Origin of the sequence: Streptomyces sp. NPDC059371 (assembly GCF_042751995.1) — a bacterium.
In the GTDB taxonomy this organism is placed as follows: domain Bacteria; phylum Actinomycetota; class Actinomycetes; order Streptomycetales; family Streptomycetaceae; genus Streptomyces.
In genome coordinates, this window is record NZ_JBHYXD010000150.1 from 1 (window position 1) to 15,643 (window position 15,643).

Below are 15,643 nucleotides of genomic sequence, written 5' to 3' on the forward strand. Positions count from 1 at the left end.
CTGTGCCGCATCAGCGTGGCGCCGGCGTTCTCGCTGATGCAGGCTGGCGTTGCGGCCCGGCGCCGACTCACCCTCCGATGCCGGACCGCCTCACCACTTCCCGACCAGCAGCCACCCCTGTTGTGTACGCGGCCCTGGGGATCCGGGGTGTCCGGCCTGGCGGGGCAACGGGGTGCAGGAACAGCAAGCGGGCCAGGGCATCCTCCAACAGACCCCGCAGCGCAAGGCGGGCTTGATCATTGTTGTAAGGCGACGGAGATCCTACGGATAGGGCCGGCCCGGCGCCGCCGGGCATGCTCGATACCTCCTGCATCGTCATGCCGTGAGCAACGAGACACAGCCCGAAGTCCGTGTGAGCCGAACGGGTGCACGTACCGGCCCGGTGCCGACAGAGCCCACCACTGGGCCTTCCTGACCGCGCCGACCCGTTGCGTGGACCCTTGGCCCCCGGCCGGCCCTGTCCGGCGCGAGCGCGGAGGGTCGCCACCCGACGCGCGACGCCACCAGGTGGGCCCCGACCCTCTTCCCGGCTCTCCGTGATCGGTTTTCTGCGCCCGCCCCCACCACACAACTAGGGATCAGAACTAGGGGACTTGGTAGAGGGTTCGGCGTGGGCGCCGGTAGGGGAATCGGCGACGCCGACCGTCCGCGCGCTGAGCGCAGCATGGCCCGGCAGGTGCAGTTGCCGGGCCACCCCGTTCCGGTCCCGGATCGCTGACCCGGGGCGTGGTACCGCCCGCGGGTATGAGAACGGCACCACTCTTCGAGTCTGGCAGCCGCTGTGAAGGGGCACGGCCGTTTCGGGCGAAGCCACGCGTGCCCGGTGACAGCGAGCCTGGACTGATTGCCATCGAAGTTGGACCGCCGGGATCCCAGGGGGCTTTGACCGTGAAGGGCAGCTCAGGGGATAGCCGTCGGCAGGTGGTCGGGAAGGAAGCCGCCCCACTCCCCGGCCGGGAAGAGTTCTGCTGCCAGCTGGAGCAGGCGCAGTGGCTGTTGGCGCAGGCCGGTGACGTTCAGGGTGCGGCCGGTGTCCGCACAGGTCATTCGCTGGTGGATGAGCAGGTGGAGGCCGGCGACGTCCATGAACCGGGCCCCCCGCAGGTCCCAGGTCACCTGGGTGACGGACGGCGGCAGGTCCTGGCTGGCGGTGAGCAGGCGGGGCAGGACGTGGAAGTCGATTTCCCCGTAGGGGGTGATGACGGCTGTGACGCCATCGCTCGTCGTGGTGACGCGCATGGTGGGCGCCCCCTCCCGGGGGTCATGAGCCCAAAGGAACCGAGCGCCGACAGTCACGGCTCCGGTAGCGATGGTGGGATCCCGAATGCCCGTGAAGGGGGCAATGCCCGGAATCCGTAAACCAGCCCCTGCCCTCACGGCACAGGACACCAGCCCATCTCTCGTCCGGCCATCGTCCCACGACGCCGAAGGCTCCGGACACATACCAGTCACGCGCTGGATCGAGCGGGACCCACACCCGCACGGCACACACGTCACGGCACCGCTCACCCCGGGACCGTACGCCGGGCATCGCCACCGTCGCCCCGCACAGCCTGCGGTCCAACTTCGATGACAAGCGGTCCAAACTCGCTGTCACCGGAAGCATGATGGATAGGCGTCACGGGGTGACGCCTCTGGCAACGGCCGTTCGGATCCGTCACCAGCCGCGCCGACAGCTTCCCGGCGGAGTCGCCAGGCCCGGGTGCGGCACTTCGGGGAGCAGTACACCGAGTCGGTCCGCTTACGCAGCGACACCGAGACGCCGCACACCGGGCACAGGCCCTGCGCCCACAGATACTCGCCCCGGATCACCTGCAAGCCTTCACAGAGGGCGCGCTGGTAGATCTCCTCATGGCGCTGCACGCGCCGCCAGTGGCGGCTGCGACACATCGTGTCGCAGTACCGCCTGTTCGGCCCGGCGTCCTTGGGCAGCAGTTCTCTGCACTGCGCGCATCGGCGCACTGGCTTCCTCACCACACTGCAAGGATCGCGCTCAAGGCCCCCGACACAAAGAACGCGCGGGAGGCGCTCTCACTCCTACGCCCCACTGACGTGGCGGGATCCCTTGTCCGCTGACGATGATGAGCAGCGGCGGCCCCGGACCGGCTCCACCCTTTCCGAAGTCCCGGGCCGCCCCTCTATGCCCGATGGCTCAGGTGCGGAAGCGGGAGCGCCAGCCGCAGGCCTCCTGCGCGGCAGCCTGTTCCTCAGCCTCCAGCCCGAGGCGTTCCTGCTTCTGGCGCTCGCGTTCGTCGGCTCGGCCTGCGCCCGGGCTGCGACAGCCCGGTCCTGGCAGTCCTCGCACAGATGCGGGTACAACTCGCGCGACCGGTCCCAGTCCAGTACGTCGACCGCCGCCCATCGTTCGTCGGTCACCGTCGCGGAAGAACTCGAGCGGGCTGTGCAGGGCGCGTTCACACGCCCGCTGCCCAAGTCCGCCGGAGCGCAGATGCGCTACCTCGTCAAACAGCACGGCGGCAGGACGAAGCTAGTGGCCGAACTCCTCGGCATCAGCCAGCGCACCGTCGAGCGGTACGTGAACAACCAGATCAAGACCCCCCGGCCCCAGCTCGCTGACCGGCTGGGGGCCGAGGTCCTCGCCCGCTGGCAGCCGCAGATCCGCGCCCGGGCCAGGCAGGCCGCCGCCACCACCAGCGGCATCATGATCGACGTCCAGGGGCGGTTCGGCTACACCGCTCCGGCCGGCAGCACCGACCAGTCCCGGGTACGCCACCTCACCCTCCCCCTGCCGCCCCACCACGCCGCCCGCCTCTTCCAGGCCCAGCAGGACGGCACCGACGAGGACGATCTCCGCCAGATCGCCGCCGAAGCCCTCGGCGAGGTGTACTTCCGCGACGGCGGTCGCCGCGCCCACGGTCTCGAAGTCCACCTCAAAGACCTCGTCGACCTCCGGTTCGAGCTGTAGGCAAGACAGTCCGGTGCAGACGGACGGACCTGACCGGGTGCCCTGCCCGACGTGCGGGTGAGTTCCTGGCGATCGGGCGTGCCGGCCTCGCCGGGCGTGCCACATTGCTCTGGTCGGGGCGCGGGCGAGGGGTGTCGGTGAGAGCTGTGGAGACAGGTGCGTTGCGGACCGTGCCGCTGGCCGGGGAGCTGACCTCGTCGCTGATCGGGCGGGCCGCGGCCCGCTACGGGCTGGCGGCCGCCGATGTGCTGCGGCTGTGGACGTGTCGCAGCTCCCCCGCCCGGCACGAGGGCGGCGGGGTGCGGGCCGATGCCGAGCTGCTGCTCAACGAGGCCGGACGGCGGGTGCTGGCCGGGCTGTGCGGGGTGGAGCCGGCGGTGCTGGCGCGCGCGTTGCCGGCGTTCACGGTGGAGGATCCCGGCATCGGCGGCGGTGGAGAGGCATCTGTGGCGCGGGGGCGGTGGCGGGCGGCGTCCGCGGTGGCGGGGCCGGCGGCGTTCGGGTGCCGTCTGTGCACCGCGCGGCGCACCGGGCAGGCGGTGCGGGCGGTGCGGTTCGTGCCGCGCTGGCAGCGGGTGTGCATCCGGCACGGGCGCTGGCTGCTGGACGCGGACGCCGACCAGCCCCTGGAACACCTTGCGTTGCAGCAGCTGCCGGAGATGGTGGCGGCGCAGCGGCGGTGGGCGGGGGTGGCCCGGCGTGCAGTGAGCGCCGGGGTGGAGCCGGAGCAGGTTTTCGCTCTGGCCCATGCGGTGGCGGCCCACTGGTGGGATGAGGCCCTGTCCTGGGAGCGCGAGGAGATCTGGCCGCGCCGTCTGCACCGGCTGGCGGGCGGCAACGCCGGGGCGGAGCTGGCGTGGTGGCGGATCGTGGGCCGGGACGCGGCGATCTTCCCCGAAGCCGTGGCGGTCGCGGGGATGCTGCTGGATCCGGCGACGGCCGACCTGCTCTGGAAGTCGAGCGGGGGACGCGGCCACGCGCGCGGCGTGAGGACGATCCGTTCTGCCACCAGCTGGGAGAGCGGGTGGGACGGCCCTGGCTGGGGCCGCTGCTCGCGACCGACCACGGCAGTGTGCTGCACGACTGGACGGGCGCGGTCGTACGCGCCCGCCGTTGGAGCAGTGCGCCGGGACGGCAGGACGATCCGTGGCATCTGAGGAGCAAGCAGCAGCCCGCGAACCTGGCCGGGCAGCTGCGCGTCCTGGCGGCCGAGCAGCGTTCGGGCGGCTCCGGCACCCGATGGGGAGCCACCGTGTCCGCCGAACACCGCTTCCGCATCACCCAGTTGGTCAAGGAGGCCGGCGAGCAGCTGGTGGAGCTGCGCGGCGTGCACAGCGGCACCACCGCCGAGGTGGCCCGCACCCTGCTGGAGCACCTCGCCCGCAGCGCCGAGCTGGTCGAGGAGGCTCTGGCGCACACGGCCGTGGCGGCCGTCACCGCCGGGGTGGCACTGGAGGAGGTCGCCGCGTGGGCCCGCCTGCCCGCCCACGAACTGGCGGAGATCGTGACCGTGGGCGAGGACCACGGCTGAGGTGCCCGGCGGCCGGCGTGGCGGGCTCTGCCCACTGCACGGCGCAGCCCGGCCCGCAGGGAGGCGGGCTGCTTTCGCCTCCCGGGCCCGGATGCGCGTGCGCGCCGTTTCCAGAAGACCGGCGGCGCCTGGCCACTACGCTGTTGCGGAGCCTCGGCAGGCGGCGGTCGAGGACAGGCGCCGAGGGAGCACGTTGAGCAGTCGACCGGGTCCGGCGGCAGCGGGGGCGGACCTTGCCCAGCTGGCGCTCACCTTCCACCACACCCACCAGCTGCTGGACCCTGCCGCGCAGGGGGTGCAGACCTGGGAGGTGCGCATCACCGTGGCCGACACGCAGGTGGGAAGCCTTACGGCCCGTACGCGGTCTGTACTGGCAGTCCGACAACCTGCGCGAGCGGATGGCCGACGAGCAGTCCTTCCCGGCGCTGGTGGCCGCCCAGCTCCTGGACGAGGAGGGCCATTTCACCGACGCGTTCGAGGAGTTCATCGAGTCTGCCTCCAGCGTCCTGGTCGTCGACCGGCTGGAGATGGACGAGGCCTTCGCCGATCCGCTGGTCGCCGCCGTGGTGGTGGCCGCTGTCGTCGACCGGCTGACGGACAACTACTTCGCCGTGGCCCTGCCGGGCAAGAACGCCTGCACGGATGCGGGTTCCGCCCTGCTCGCCGAGGCCGGCACGCTGCTTGGCGCCCAGCCCTTCTCCGACGAACTGCAGATCATCGACAACGCTCTGGCCGCTCCTGAAGAGGCCGCGCAGCGCGTGCGCAGCCGTCTGCGCTCCCCGTCTGCGAGGGCAGGATCGACATCACCCCGGGCTACGACCTGCTGTCCAACGCCGACGCCACCACCTGGTCGGCCAAGGGCGTCGCCGTCGCCCTGAACGGCGTGGACCCGGACGACGAGGACGCCGACTGGAGCAAGGTCGGCCGCGCCGTCCAGGACCAGATCACCAGCAACAAGTTCCAGCGCGCCTCCAGGCTGACGGTCAACGCCGCGCCGGAGCCGGTGAAGAAGGGCAGGACCGTCACGGTCACCGGCAAGCTCTCCCGCGCCAACTGGGAAGACCTCCAGTACCACGGCTACACGGGTCAGCCGGTGCAGCTCCAGTTCCGCAAGAAGGGCAGCGACACGTACACCACGGTCAAGACCGTCAAGACGGACAGTGTCGGCAACCTGAAGACCACCACGACGGCCACCGTCGACGGTTACTTCCGCTACAACTTCGCGGGCACCAAGACCACCCCGGCCGTCAAGACCGCCGGTGACTACGTCGACGTGCGGTAACACCTGACGCGACCAGAGGTCCCCGGCCCTAGGGAGGGCCGGGGACCTCTGTCCGTTCCGGCCGTCCGCGCGCCCGCCCCGGTCCTCGTGGAGGTCGCACGAAGATTCCGTCCGCCGTACAACCGTTCGGGCGTCTCGGCGATCATCTCTGACGAGTCACCAGACTCCGTCGTCACTCGGGCCCTGTGACCACGAGCCGCAAGGAACGTCCACGTCCGGGTCCTGTCTCCTCTGGGGGATCACATGCGTATCCGTGCCACCGTGGCCGCCGTCTGCGGCGCCCTGGCCCTTTCCGCGTTCGTCGCGCCGGGCGCCCACGCCACCGGCTCCACGGGTTCCGACGGGGAACCCTACGAGCTCGACCTGACCTTCTCCTCCGTGAAGATCAACAACGGCAAGCCGATCGTCGTCGGCATCTCCAAGAAGGTCGTCGCTCCGGTCACGTACAGCATCAGGCACGCGGCCTCCGTCGACATCAACGCCGACGACTTCAGGATGGAGATCGGTCTCTACCGCGGCAGTTTCGACAATAAGGACGACGTGATGTTCGACGGGGAGCCGACCTGCACGGAGACCTCGTCGACCACCGCCACCTGCAAGTCCGTCATCGACCTCACCCCGGGCGACAACCTGAGGTTCAACGGCAACGCCACCACCTGGTGGGCCTGGGGCGTCGCCGTCGCCCTGAACGGCGTGGACTCGGACAGCGACGGCGGCGACTGGAGCAAGGTCGGCCGCGTCTACCAGGACATCCCCACCACCACCGTCAAGCTCCAGCGCGCCTCCAGGCTGACGGTCAACGCCGCGCCGGAGCCGGTGAAGAAGGGCAGGACCGTCACGGTCACCGGCAAGCTCTCCCGCGCCAACTGGGAAGACCTCCAGTACCACGGCTACACGGGCCAGTCGGTGCAGCTCCAGTTCCGCAAGAAGGGCAGCGACACGTACACCACGGTCAAGACGGTCAAGACGGACAGTGTCGGCAACCTGAAGACGACCACGACGGCCACCGTCGACGGTTACTTCCGCTACAGCTTCGCGGGCACCAAGACCACCCCGGCCGTCAAGACCGCCGGTGACTTCGTCGACGTGCGGTGACCGGACGCACGGCCATCAGGTGACGTAGCCCTACGCGGGCACGCGGCGGTCGACCCATCTCCACAGGAACTCCAGGACGGCCGCCGCTGTCACCGAGATCAGCACCGCGATCCACGGCATCGTCGTGCCGACCAGCTTCGGCGCGAAGAAGTGCTGGAGCCCCGGCACCACGAGCACCAGCAGGAACGCCCCGCCCATTGAGGCGACGAGGCAGATCCGCCACCAGGTGTAGGGCCGGGCGATGATCGCGAGCACCCACATCGAGACCAGGAACAGCGTCAGCGTCGCGGCGCTCGTCTCCGCCTCCAGCGAGCCCTCTCCCGTGTAGTAGTGGCGCGCGATCAGGTACATCGCGAAGGTCGCCGCTCAGTGGCGGCGGCAGATGGCCCGCTGTTTCGACGACCTGGCTGGCGACCTCGCCGAGACGGGTACGGTCCGCCCGCGCTGCACCGGCGAGGAGATGGCCCTGCACCTGGGCATCGACCGGGCCAAGTCGCTGACGCGGAACCGGCCGCGTCTGGTGGCGCAGACGGTGGCGGGCCTGGATGAGGACCCCAGGACTTCGACTGGGACTGGTGTTTGACCGTCCTGTTCGAGGACCACGACGTGCTGATGCTTTTCGACGCCTCCCTGGACGGGATCGAGGACAGCGGTAACGAGATCAACCAGGCCCTCGGACTTGCCAACCTGGCCGCCGCCCAGTGGTTCGTGCCCTTCCGCGCCAGCCAGGCCCGCGACCCCGACCGCGGCTTTGGCCGCTTTTGACCTTGGCCTCCACCGCCACTCTGGCCCGGGCGGTTCAGAAGAGCACGGCGGCTCTGGCGCCGCGGCAGACCGGCTCCGGCCTTGGCCGGAGGCGGGTTGAGGACGGACACGCTCGGGCTGCTGACCCGCCTGGGCGGGAAATGGTGGACCGTGGCCAAACGTGATGTGTGGGTGCGCGTCGGGGACGACCTGGTGCGCGGCGACACCGTCGTGGGCGTCACCGTGAGCGATCCGCACTACCACCACGAGACGTTCAAGATCATGCTGAAGGTCACGGGACACCGCGACCACCTGTGGCTCGACTCCGGTGTCCGCGACGACGACCGGGGTGACGGGCGCGAGCAGGTCAACGCGCTCGCGGATGCCTTCGTCGACACGCTCGCGCGCGGCGCGGCGCGGCGATGCCGTCCGGCGCCCTGATCCGGCTCGGTTCAAACGAGGACGACTCGGGATGGGTGCTGTCGTCTCTGGGATAGCGGCGAAGGGATCCCACCTGCCCACACACCCCGCGGCCCGAGGACGGGAAAGTGCAGGGGTGTGCACTGACAGCGGCGCGTCCGGGTGTCATCCTGACCCCGCGCAAACCCCAATGAACCAACGGTGCAGCGTAGTTGGGGTTACCGGCCGGTTCGCCTGCGCGGCGTGACCGGTAGGGCGTTATGTGGAGTATGTGATCACGGAAAGCAGCCAGGGCGGCCCGCAGGACGGCTTACCCGCCCGCGCGCACGGCACCGTGCGGGTGCCGGAAAGCGCCGCGGTGGAGGCGGAGTTCGCCGGGCCGGAAGGCCTGCTGGTGCAGCGCCGCTGGGCGGAGGCCGCCGTCGCGGAGCCCTTCGAGCGCCTGGCGCCGGTGGCAGCGTTCCCGGTGATACCGGGGCGGCGGTGGGGGCCGGGCTGGTGGTGGTCAGCCACCACCGGCCGGCATGTGACGCACGGTTCGCAGGCGATGTGCATGCAGCTGATGCTGCTGGACCGCGATCCGCGCGTGGTGGCACTGGCGGCGCGGCCGGTGCGGCTGATCTGGCGGGACCCGGACAGCAGGCGGACGCTGACCTGGGTGCCCCAGCTGTTCGCCCGCTACGCCGACGGAAGCGCCCTGCTCGCCGACTGCCCCGCCACCGCAGAACCGGCTGCGGGGCGGGCCGCGCGCGCGGCGGCCGTGCTTCAGGCGGCGTGTGCGGCGGTCGGGTTCACCTACCGGCGGCTGGTGCCGCCGGATGCGGTGGTGGCGGCGAACGTGCGCTGGCTGGCCGGCTACCGCCATCCCCGCCACCGCGACGCGCCCGTGCGACCGGCCAGGCCGATGAGCGGGTGGTGGCCGCGGTGCTGGAGGCACTGCGCCGCCAGCGCGGCCGCTCCAAGGGCACGCTGAAGGGGCTGCGGGAGCTGACCGGGCACATCCTGGCCGACACCCACGGGCCGGGCACGGTGGCACTGCCCGCGCCGTCGACGTTCAACCGGTTGGCGCGGGTACTGGCCGACCCGCTGGAGCATCCCGGACGGCCCGCCCGCACCGCGACGGCCGCGCCGGTGCGGCCCTTCACGCCGACGGTGGCACTGCAGCCGGGCGAGCTGGTGCAGATCGACACCACCCGCCTCGATGTGATGGCCATCGGCGAGGACGGCCGTGCGGTGCGCCCGGAACTCACGATCGCTCTCGACGTGGCGACCAGGTCGGTGGTGGCGGCCGTGCTGCGCGAGGAGGGCACCAAAGCCGTGGACGCCGCCCTGCTGCTGGCAGAGATGGCCGTACCGCACCCAGTGCGGCCCGGCTGGGGCGAACAGCTGCGCCTGGCGCACGCCGCCGTCCCCTACGACCGGCTCCTCGCCCTGGACGGGCGGCTTGAGTCGGCGGCGGCGCGGCCGGTGGTGGTGCCGGAGACGATCGTCATCGACCGCGGGGCCATCTTCGTCTCCGCCGCGTTCCTGGCCGCCTGCGAGACCCTGGAGGTGAACGTGCAGCCCGCGCCGCCGCGCTCCCCGGCCGCCAAGGGCGCCGTCGAGCGGACGTTCGGAAGCATCAACTCGCTGTTCGCGCAGCACGTCGCCGGCTACACCGGCCCCCACGTCCTGGCGCGCGGCGAGGCGGTCCAGGACGAAGCCCGGTTCACGGTGGCGCAGTTGCAGGAACTGCTGGACGAATGGATCACCGCGTGCTGGCAGCACCGCCCGCACGACGGGCTGCGCCACCCCCTGCTGCCGAAGAAGGCGCTGGCCCCCAACGAGATGTGGGGCGCGCTGCTGGGCGCGTGCGGGTACGTGCCGTGGCCGCTGGGCGGCGCCGACTACCTGGAACTGCTGCCGGTGCGCTTCCATCCCGTCACCGGCCGCGGCATCCGCATCAACCACCGCACCTACGACCACGCCGTGCTCAACGAGCACCGCGGACGGCCCTGCACCGCCGGGCCCGGCGGCAGGTGGGAGATCCACCTCAACCCGCACGACGTACGGCAGATCTACATCCGGCTGCCCGACGGGCGCCTGCACGAGATCCCGTGGATCCACCGCGACCACGTCCACGCCCCCATGGGCGAGACCGCCTGGCGCCACATCCGCGCCGCCTTCGGCCGGCGCACGGACCGCGAGAAGCACGAAGCGGCCCTCGCGGAGGCCGCCGACCAGGTCCTGCGCCGCGCCCGTCCCCTGCCCGGCCCCGGCGCACCCACGGCAGCAACGCCCCGCCAGGTGCCGGCGGCAGGCAGGGCGGGCCCGCAGACAGCAGGCCACGACGCACAGACCGGTGACGCACAGACCGGGGGCGGTCAGGACGCCGAGGACAGTCCCGACACCGCCGGCGCCCGCACCCCTGCCGATGACGGCAGCCAAGCCGGTGGCGATGAGCCCTTGGCGCCGGCCCGATTCGCGCTGTACGACGCCTTCGAGGAGGCCGAGCACTGGTGACCAGCCCCGAGACCACGCCCCCCGTCGAGGAAACGTCCGCGCAGGCAGTCACCACCTTCGATGCCTTCGCCCGCTTCGCCCACGCCCCACCGCCCACTCCGCCGCAGCCCGGCCAGGCACCGCGCTCGCCGGAGGAACGCCTGGCCTACCACTCGCGGTTCGTCACCGTGCGCACCCCGGCCATCGAGACCCTCTCGCGCAGCGTGCGCACCCTGATGATCCTCGGCCGCCACCAGCAGGTGACCGCCCGCCCGTCGCTGATCGTCACCGGCCCGGCCACCACCGGCAAGACCACCGCGCTGCTCGAGGTCGGCCGCACCTGCCACCTGGCCCACACCCGCCGCGCCCAACCCGGCAACGACCGTGTGCCCGTCGCGTATGTACTGGTGCCACCGGGCGCCACCGCCAAGACCCTGGCCGGGGAGTTCGCCCGCTATCTCGGTATCCCCCTCACCACGCGCATGACCACCGCGCAGATCACCACGGCTGTCTGCCACACCTACACCGCGGCCGGGGTCAAGCTCGTGCTGATCGACGAGATCCACCGCCTCAACCCGCGCACCTCCACCGGCGCGGAGGCCGCCGACTGGCTCAAGGACCTCACCGAACGCGTACCCGCCACCTTCGTCTACGCGGGCATCGACGTCACCGCCGGCACGGTGTTCACCGGGGTGCGCGGTGCGCAGCTGGCCGGGCGCGCCTCCCTCATCGACTGCGGGGCGTTGCCCGCCCGCGCCGGCGGCCGGGAGCCGTTCCGCGAGCTGATCGCCGCCCTGGAAGCGGCCCTCGACCTGCCCGCCCACCGCACCGGCAGCCTGCCCAGGCTGGCTCCCTACCTGCACGAGCGGACCGCCGGACGGATCGGCAGCCTGGCCCGCCTGATCCGCCAGGCCGCCATCGAAGCCATCCTGGACGCCAGCGAGCGCATCACCAGAACACTGCTGGACTCCATTGCGCTGGACCACCTCGCCGAGGAGCACTACCGGCCCCGCACCCCCGCCCGCCGCGCCCGGCCCGGCAGCCGGTGACCACCCCCACCGCGAGCCGCCCCGCCGTGCGAGCCGCAACCGCGAGGCCACCGCCTCCTACCTCACCCGCCTCGCGGCCGCCTACCACCTCAGTGCCGCCCAGCTCCTGGACGGCCTGCACATCACCACCACCGGCACCCCCGCCGCCCCGCCCGCCACCGAAATCCACCTCAGCAACGAAGCCGCCCGCCGCCTGTCCCACTTCACCCGCATCCCGCTCGCACACCTCGCCCGCGCCCTGGCCCGCCGGCCCCCGCCCGCCGCCATCGGCACGGCCCGCGCCGCCACCGCCCGCTGGCAGCCCGCCCAGCCCGTAATACAGCCGCTGCCCGCGTGCACCGCCTGCACCGCTCACCGCAGCCCGCACCAAGCCGTCCCCGCATGGATCCACCCGGCACCGGGCCTGCCCCGGGCCCTCATCTGCACCCGCCACCAGCAAGCCTCAAGCGACCCCAGACAGCGCACCCCCCTCAAGATCCGCGCCGTCCCCGAACTCACCCGTGCCCAACTCACCACCCGCCGCCCGCCCACGGCGTCCTCCCTGAGCTGGGCATCGACGATCACCACACGCTGGTACGACCACCACCAACACCTGCACCAGCGCTGGCACACCCGCCTGCACCAGCTCACCACCACCAACCCCCACCTCACCCCAGGCCCGGCCTCACCCGCCCTGACCTGCCGGAACCTGATCACCTACCCCGAAACCCTCACCCTCGCCACAGCCCTCGACCGCCTGCCCCCACACCCCCTGACACCCACCCAGCAGACCGCCTTCCTCCACGACCTCGCCCACCGCCTCCAACTGCCCCGCCTCGCACCCGCCGGCCACGACCTGCTCCGCCAACGCCTCACCACCCGCTGAACCGCCCACACCCCTTGCCGCCCCCGCACACAACCAGCCGGCACCGGTACCTATAGGCGCGCCAACCACACTGAGCAACAACCGCCGCCCCACCCAGCTCACTGCGCAACACCAAACAGCCAGCTAAGCCCACCTACCACCCGTCACCGACCCCGCAGCCCCGCATCGGCTGCCCCCGCAAGGCGAACACACTGCTCAGCACAACTGAACAACAGCAGGTCACCATCAAGATCAATAAGCAAAAGCGTCAGCTACGCCACACCGAAGCTTGACCAGTCGACGTCTGTCTCACCGAAGTCTGTCCGCAGTTCAATGCGGGCGGTCCTGGGCAGTGAGGTTTTGGAAGCGTCCGGAGCAGATTCACGGCCTGCCAGCGGCCGCTCCGGCACAATCCCAGGATGATCGGCAACCGGATCACCTATCGCACGGCGGACGGCGTCCGCATACCCGGCACCTGGCGGCACGTCTTCATCCGCAACGGCGGCCACTATTTCCTCACCGACCTCTTCATCTACGCTGACGGGCTCATCGACTGCTGGGGCTTGGTCACCGTCGTGGAGTTCGAGGAGAAGCTGCGCACCGGCTGGGTGGCGACCAGCTTCCCGGAAGGCGGCGAGGCCTCCGCACACGAGCTGGCGGACTGGAAGTTCTGCGAACCGAAGAGCTGGCTCACGCCCGAGCTGTTGGTCGCTGAGGTCCGCGACACCATCGACCAACTGAACGGGCGGTCCGACTCGACCGGCCGCTGCCTGGCCGCCGTCGACGTCTTTCTCGCCGACCGGACCGAGGGGAACCGGGCCGCGGCCCGCGCCGCGTTCCTGAACATCCCAAAATCGCAGCGCCGCTACGCGCTGGGCGACATGGACAACAAGGACCGGCCGCTACGGGTCCTGGTGGCAGGGCCCGGCGCCCAGACCTACCTGCCGTTCGACGGAACGGTCACACAGAAGGACTACGACAGCGCCGTCGCGTACTTCGAGGAGCGGGCCCGCTGGACGGCCGAGAGGGCCACTCGCGTCCCCGCGGACGGACCGGCGACACCGCACGCCCCCGCCGTCCAGCTCTACCACTCGTTCCCGACGCAGCCGGTTGACGATCCCGGCATGCTCAGCCTGCGACACGACTACCCCGCCCCGATCACGGTCAACGGAACCCGCTACCCCTCCGTCGCCCACGCCTACTGGGCCCTGTCGGTCGCCGATCCGGAGACCCGGCTCGCGATCGCGGCAGCAGAGACCGCCGCCACAGCACGCGTGCTTGCCACTGAGGCCCCTCGCCGCGAGAGCTGGGAACACGCTCGAACCGCCGTCATGACACACCTGCTGAACGCCAAGTACGACCAGCACCCCGAACTGGCTGAGGCCCTGCTGGCGACGGACGACGCCACCGTGATTTACGACGACATGAACTCGACCTTCTGGGGCGACAACGCCGGCCGAGGCCGCAACTGGTCCGGACGCATCCTCGAACTCGTCCGCTCCGAACTGCAAGCACAACGAGCAGGGATTCTCGAGATGTGAAGCTGCCAGGTGTGCGACCTCCCTGAGCCGGTCAGACTTCGGTGAGACGGGTCAACGGGACCCAGAAGTGATGCGGCAGTGGATCTTCACCGCTCGGAGCGCCGTGTCCGGGCAGCTCGCGGATCGTTGGACCAGCAGTCGCGTACGTGGGAGTGGACCTGATGCGCGAACGCCTGAGGGTTCTGGGTGCCGCTGCCCGGTCCAGGGTTCTCAGCCGTGGCCCAGCCCGTGCCCGCGCTCTGGCAGGGCCGGGCCACACTCTCTTCTTGTGGGCCTGTCCCGTTCACGGCCTGCTGTCCAACGCGCATGTCATGCCCGCCATCGGCCGCCGACCACTGCCCCGCACTGGAGAGCTGGTATGAGCCATGGATCCCTGCGCGATGCCTCGGTGGTCGTAGCGCGCGACAACAACGATCTCGTCGCGCTGCTGAGCGCCGACTTCCCCACCCACGCAGGCCCGTATCTGTTCCTTCCCGGAGGCCGCCGCGAAGACGGCGAGAGTCCACTGGAGTGCGCCCGCCGCGAGCTGCGCGAGGAAGCCGGCGTGAGCGCCGAGAGCTGGACACCGCTGGGCTCGCACGCGATCACCCTGCAGTCCCCCGCACGCGTCCACCTCTTCGAAGCCCGCCACCTGACCCTGGGAGCCCAGGAACTGACCGCGACGGAACAGGACTTCCAGCTGATGTGGTGGCCGATGCAGGATGCGCTTCACGCGGTGCGCGAGGGACGATTCCTCCTGCCCGCGGGACCACTGGCCCTGCTCATGGCCGAGCACCGCTCCAGCGGACGCTGAACCCCGGTACCGAGGGGCGCACGTGATCGATCGACCGTGCACAGGCAGCGGGCTGCGGGACGCTCGAGGCCGTCGCGCAGCCGCTGAGAGCCACAAACAGCCCGCCCCGTGCAATCACGGGGCGGACCGTCGAGGTGCGTGTGGCTGTGAAGGGCGGTCGCCTACGCGGCGAAAGGCTCCATGAGGCTTCAGCCGGACGATCGTCCTCATGGGCTATAGGTGAGGCCCGGGGACACTGTCCCCTCCACAACCACACCCCCCACAACACGACCCGGCGCCCGGACATTCCCGAAGACAGACGAAGCGACCAGGACCGCAGCCGCCGCCCGGAGGGATGACCCACGCCCTGCCCAACTTCCGCTTGCCACGTAGTCCGACCCTGGCGTGGAGGAAGCAGGGGGCCACGCGTTGAGGCCGCGGAAGCGGAGTTCGGCATCGATCTGTCCGCCACACTCCCGCTGTTCTAGGACTGCTATGCCCAGGCTGTGCGGAATGGCGATCTCTGGTCCACCTCCGCTGGGACCTGTGCCGGTAAGCACGGCCGCTGAGGGCAGCTCAGTGCCCTTCCCGAGGGTCATGAGAGTTTTATGGAGGAACCCCATTGAGGCCACACCCGTGAAGGTCGGCAGATGGCGTGGGTGGACAGTACTCCCGAAGAACAGATTGTTTCGGCTTCGCTGGCCGACCTCGTCGAGACGCATCAGTCGCTGGACAGCGCGAACCTCTCTACCGGGCCCGGAGATGTCATGGCAAATCCCCCAGGATCCCGTGCAGTGTCCGGCCGCTCCTCGCCTCACCACCCCGCCGGGGCGCCGACTCGGTCGGCGCGAGCGCGGAGGGCCACCGCCCGACGCGCGACGCCCACCAGACGATGCCCGAACCCTCTTACCGCTCCTCCGTCCTGTTCTGCCCCCGCCTTCTAGGGGCAGAACAGGAC

At 70.9% G+C, this 15,643-nt stretch carries 16 protein-coding genes and 1 pseudogene; 15 read left to right on the forward strand and 2 right to left on the reverse strand.

Annotated features, from left to right (window positions below; all coding sequences use genetic code 11):
- Positions 1–900: 900 nt before the first annotated feature.
- Entirely contained in the window at positions 901–1,239 is a 339-nt protein-coding gene (locus ACFXGX_RS41135) for a lipid asymmetry maintenance protein MlaB (protein ID WP_384802918.1), read from the reverse strand.
- 1,162 nt (positions 1,240–2,401) lie between these two features.
- On the opposite strand from ACFXGX_RS41135, the gene tpg reads away from it, so the two are divergent.
- The 6 genes from tpg to ACFXGX_RS41165 all read left to right on the forward strand — a co-directional run bounded on the left by tpg (position 2,402) and on the right by ACFXGX_RS41165 (position 6,834).
- On the forward strand, positions 2,402–2,926 hold the full coding sequence (gene tpg, locus ACFXGX_RS41140) for a telomere-protecting terminal protein Tpg (RefSeq protein WP_384802961.1): 525 nt from the start codon (positions 2,402–2,404) through the stop codon (positions 2,924–2,926).
- A 137-nt stretch (positions 2,927–3,063) separates the two neighbouring features.
- Positions 3,064–4,083: a hypothetical protein gene (locus ACFXGX_RS41145; RefSeq protein ID WP_384802921.1), complete on the forward strand. Its 1,020-nt coding sequence runs from the start codon at positions 3,064–3,066 to the stop codon at positions 4,081–4,083.
- A 95-nt stretch (positions 4,084–4,178) separates the two neighbouring features.
- Positions 4,179–4,457, forward strand: a complete 279-nt coding sequence (locus tag ACFXGX_RS41150; RefSeq protein ID WP_384802923.1) for a hypothetical protein — start codon at positions 4,179–4,181, stop codon at positions 4,455–4,457.
- 398 nt (positions 4,458–4,855) lie between these two features.
- Positions 4,856–5,335 (forward strand): hypothetical protein, encoded by a 480-nt coding sequence (locus ACFXGX_RS41155; protein WP_384802926.1) that lies wholly within the window; start codon positions 4,856–4,858, stop codon positions 5,333–5,335.
- A 5-nt stretch (positions 5,336–5,340) separates the two neighbouring features.
- Entirely contained in the window at positions 5,341–5,739 is a 399-nt protein-coding gene (locus ACFXGX_RS41160; protein WP_384802929.1) for a hypothetical protein, read from the forward strand.
- 243 nt (positions 5,740–5,982) lie between these two features.
- Positions 5,983–6,834, forward strand: a complete 852-nt coding sequence (locus tag ACFXGX_RS41165) for a hypothetical protein (protein ID WP_384802932.1) — start codon at positions 5,983–5,985, stop codon at positions 6,832–6,834.
- A gap of 30 nt (positions 6,835–6,864) precedes the next feature.
- Here the strand turns inward: ACFXGX_RS41165 and ACFXGX_RS41170 are convergent.
- Positions 6,865–7,197 (reverse strand): annotated as a pseudogene (locus tag ACFXGX_RS41170) (cation-translocating P-type ATPase); the annotation flags it as partial.
- 19 nt (positions 7,198–7,216) lie between these two features.
- Here ACFXGX_RS41170 and ACFXGX_RS41175 point away from each other — a divergent pair.
- The 9 genes from ACFXGX_RS41175 to ACFXGX_RS41215 all read left to right on the forward strand — a co-directional run bounded on the left by ACFXGX_RS41175 (position 7,217) and on the right by ACFXGX_RS41215 (position 14,706).
- Entirely contained in the window at positions 7,217–7,417 is a 201-nt protein-coding gene (locus ACFXGX_RS41175; protein ID WP_384802934.1) for a hypothetical protein, read from the forward strand.
- On the forward strand, positions 7,414–7,599 hold the full coding sequence (locus ACFXGX_RS41180; protein WP_384802937.1) for a hypothetical protein: 186 nt from the start codon (positions 7,414–7,416) through the stop codon (positions 7,597–7,599). The genes ACFXGX_RS41175 and ACFXGX_RS41180 overlap by 4 nt, the downstream gene beginning before the upstream one ends.
- Before the next feature lie 96 nt (positions 7,600–7,695).
- Entirely contained in the window at positions 7,696–8,019 is a 324-nt protein-coding gene (locus ACFXGX_RS41185) for a hypothetical protein (protein ID WP_384802940.1), read from the forward strand.
- A gap of 241 nt (positions 8,020–8,260) precedes the next feature.
- On the forward strand, positions 8,261–8,971 hold the full coding sequence (locus tag ACFXGX_RS41190; protein WP_384802943.1) for a TnsA-like heteromeric transposase endonuclease subunit: 711 nt from the start codon (positions 8,261–8,263) through the stop codon (positions 8,969–8,971).
- The gene (locus ACFXGX_RS41195; RefSeq protein ID WP_384802946.1) at positions 8,914–10,500 is read left to right on the forward strand and encodes a transposase; all 1,587 of its coding nucleotides are present in this window, start codon (positions 8,914–8,916) and stop codon (positions 10,498–10,500) included. The genes ACFXGX_RS41190 and ACFXGX_RS41195 overlap by 58 nt, the downstream gene beginning before the upstream one ends.
- Positions 10,497–11,528 (forward strand): TniB family NTP-binding protein, encoded by a 1,032-nt coding sequence (locus tag ACFXGX_RS41200; RefSeq protein ID WP_384802949.1) that lies wholly within the window; start codon positions 10,497–10,499, stop codon positions 11,526–11,528. Before ACFXGX_RS41195 ends, ACFXGX_RS41200 begins: the two co-directional genes overlap by 4 nt.
- Positions 11,452–12,393 (forward strand): TniQ family protein, encoded by a 942-nt coding sequence (locus tag ACFXGX_RS41205; protein ID WP_384802952.1) that lies wholly within the window; start codon positions 11,452–11,454, stop codon positions 12,391–12,393. The genes ACFXGX_RS41200 and ACFXGX_RS41205 overlap by 77 nt, the downstream gene beginning before the upstream one ends.
- A 398-nt stretch (positions 12,394–12,791) precedes the next feature.
- Positions 12,792–13,913: an NADAR family protein gene (locus tag ACFXGX_RS41210; RefSeq protein ID WP_384802955.1), complete on the forward strand. Its 1,122-nt coding sequence runs from the start codon at positions 12,792–12,794 to the stop codon at positions 13,911–13,913.
- 358 nt (positions 13,914–14,271) lie between these two features.
- Positions 14,272–14,706: an NUDIX domain-containing protein gene (locus ACFXGX_RS41215; protein WP_384802958.1), complete on the forward strand. Its 435-nt coding sequence runs from the start codon at positions 14,272–14,274 to the stop codon at positions 14,704–14,706.
- Positions 14,707–15,643 lie beyond the last annotated feature (937 nt).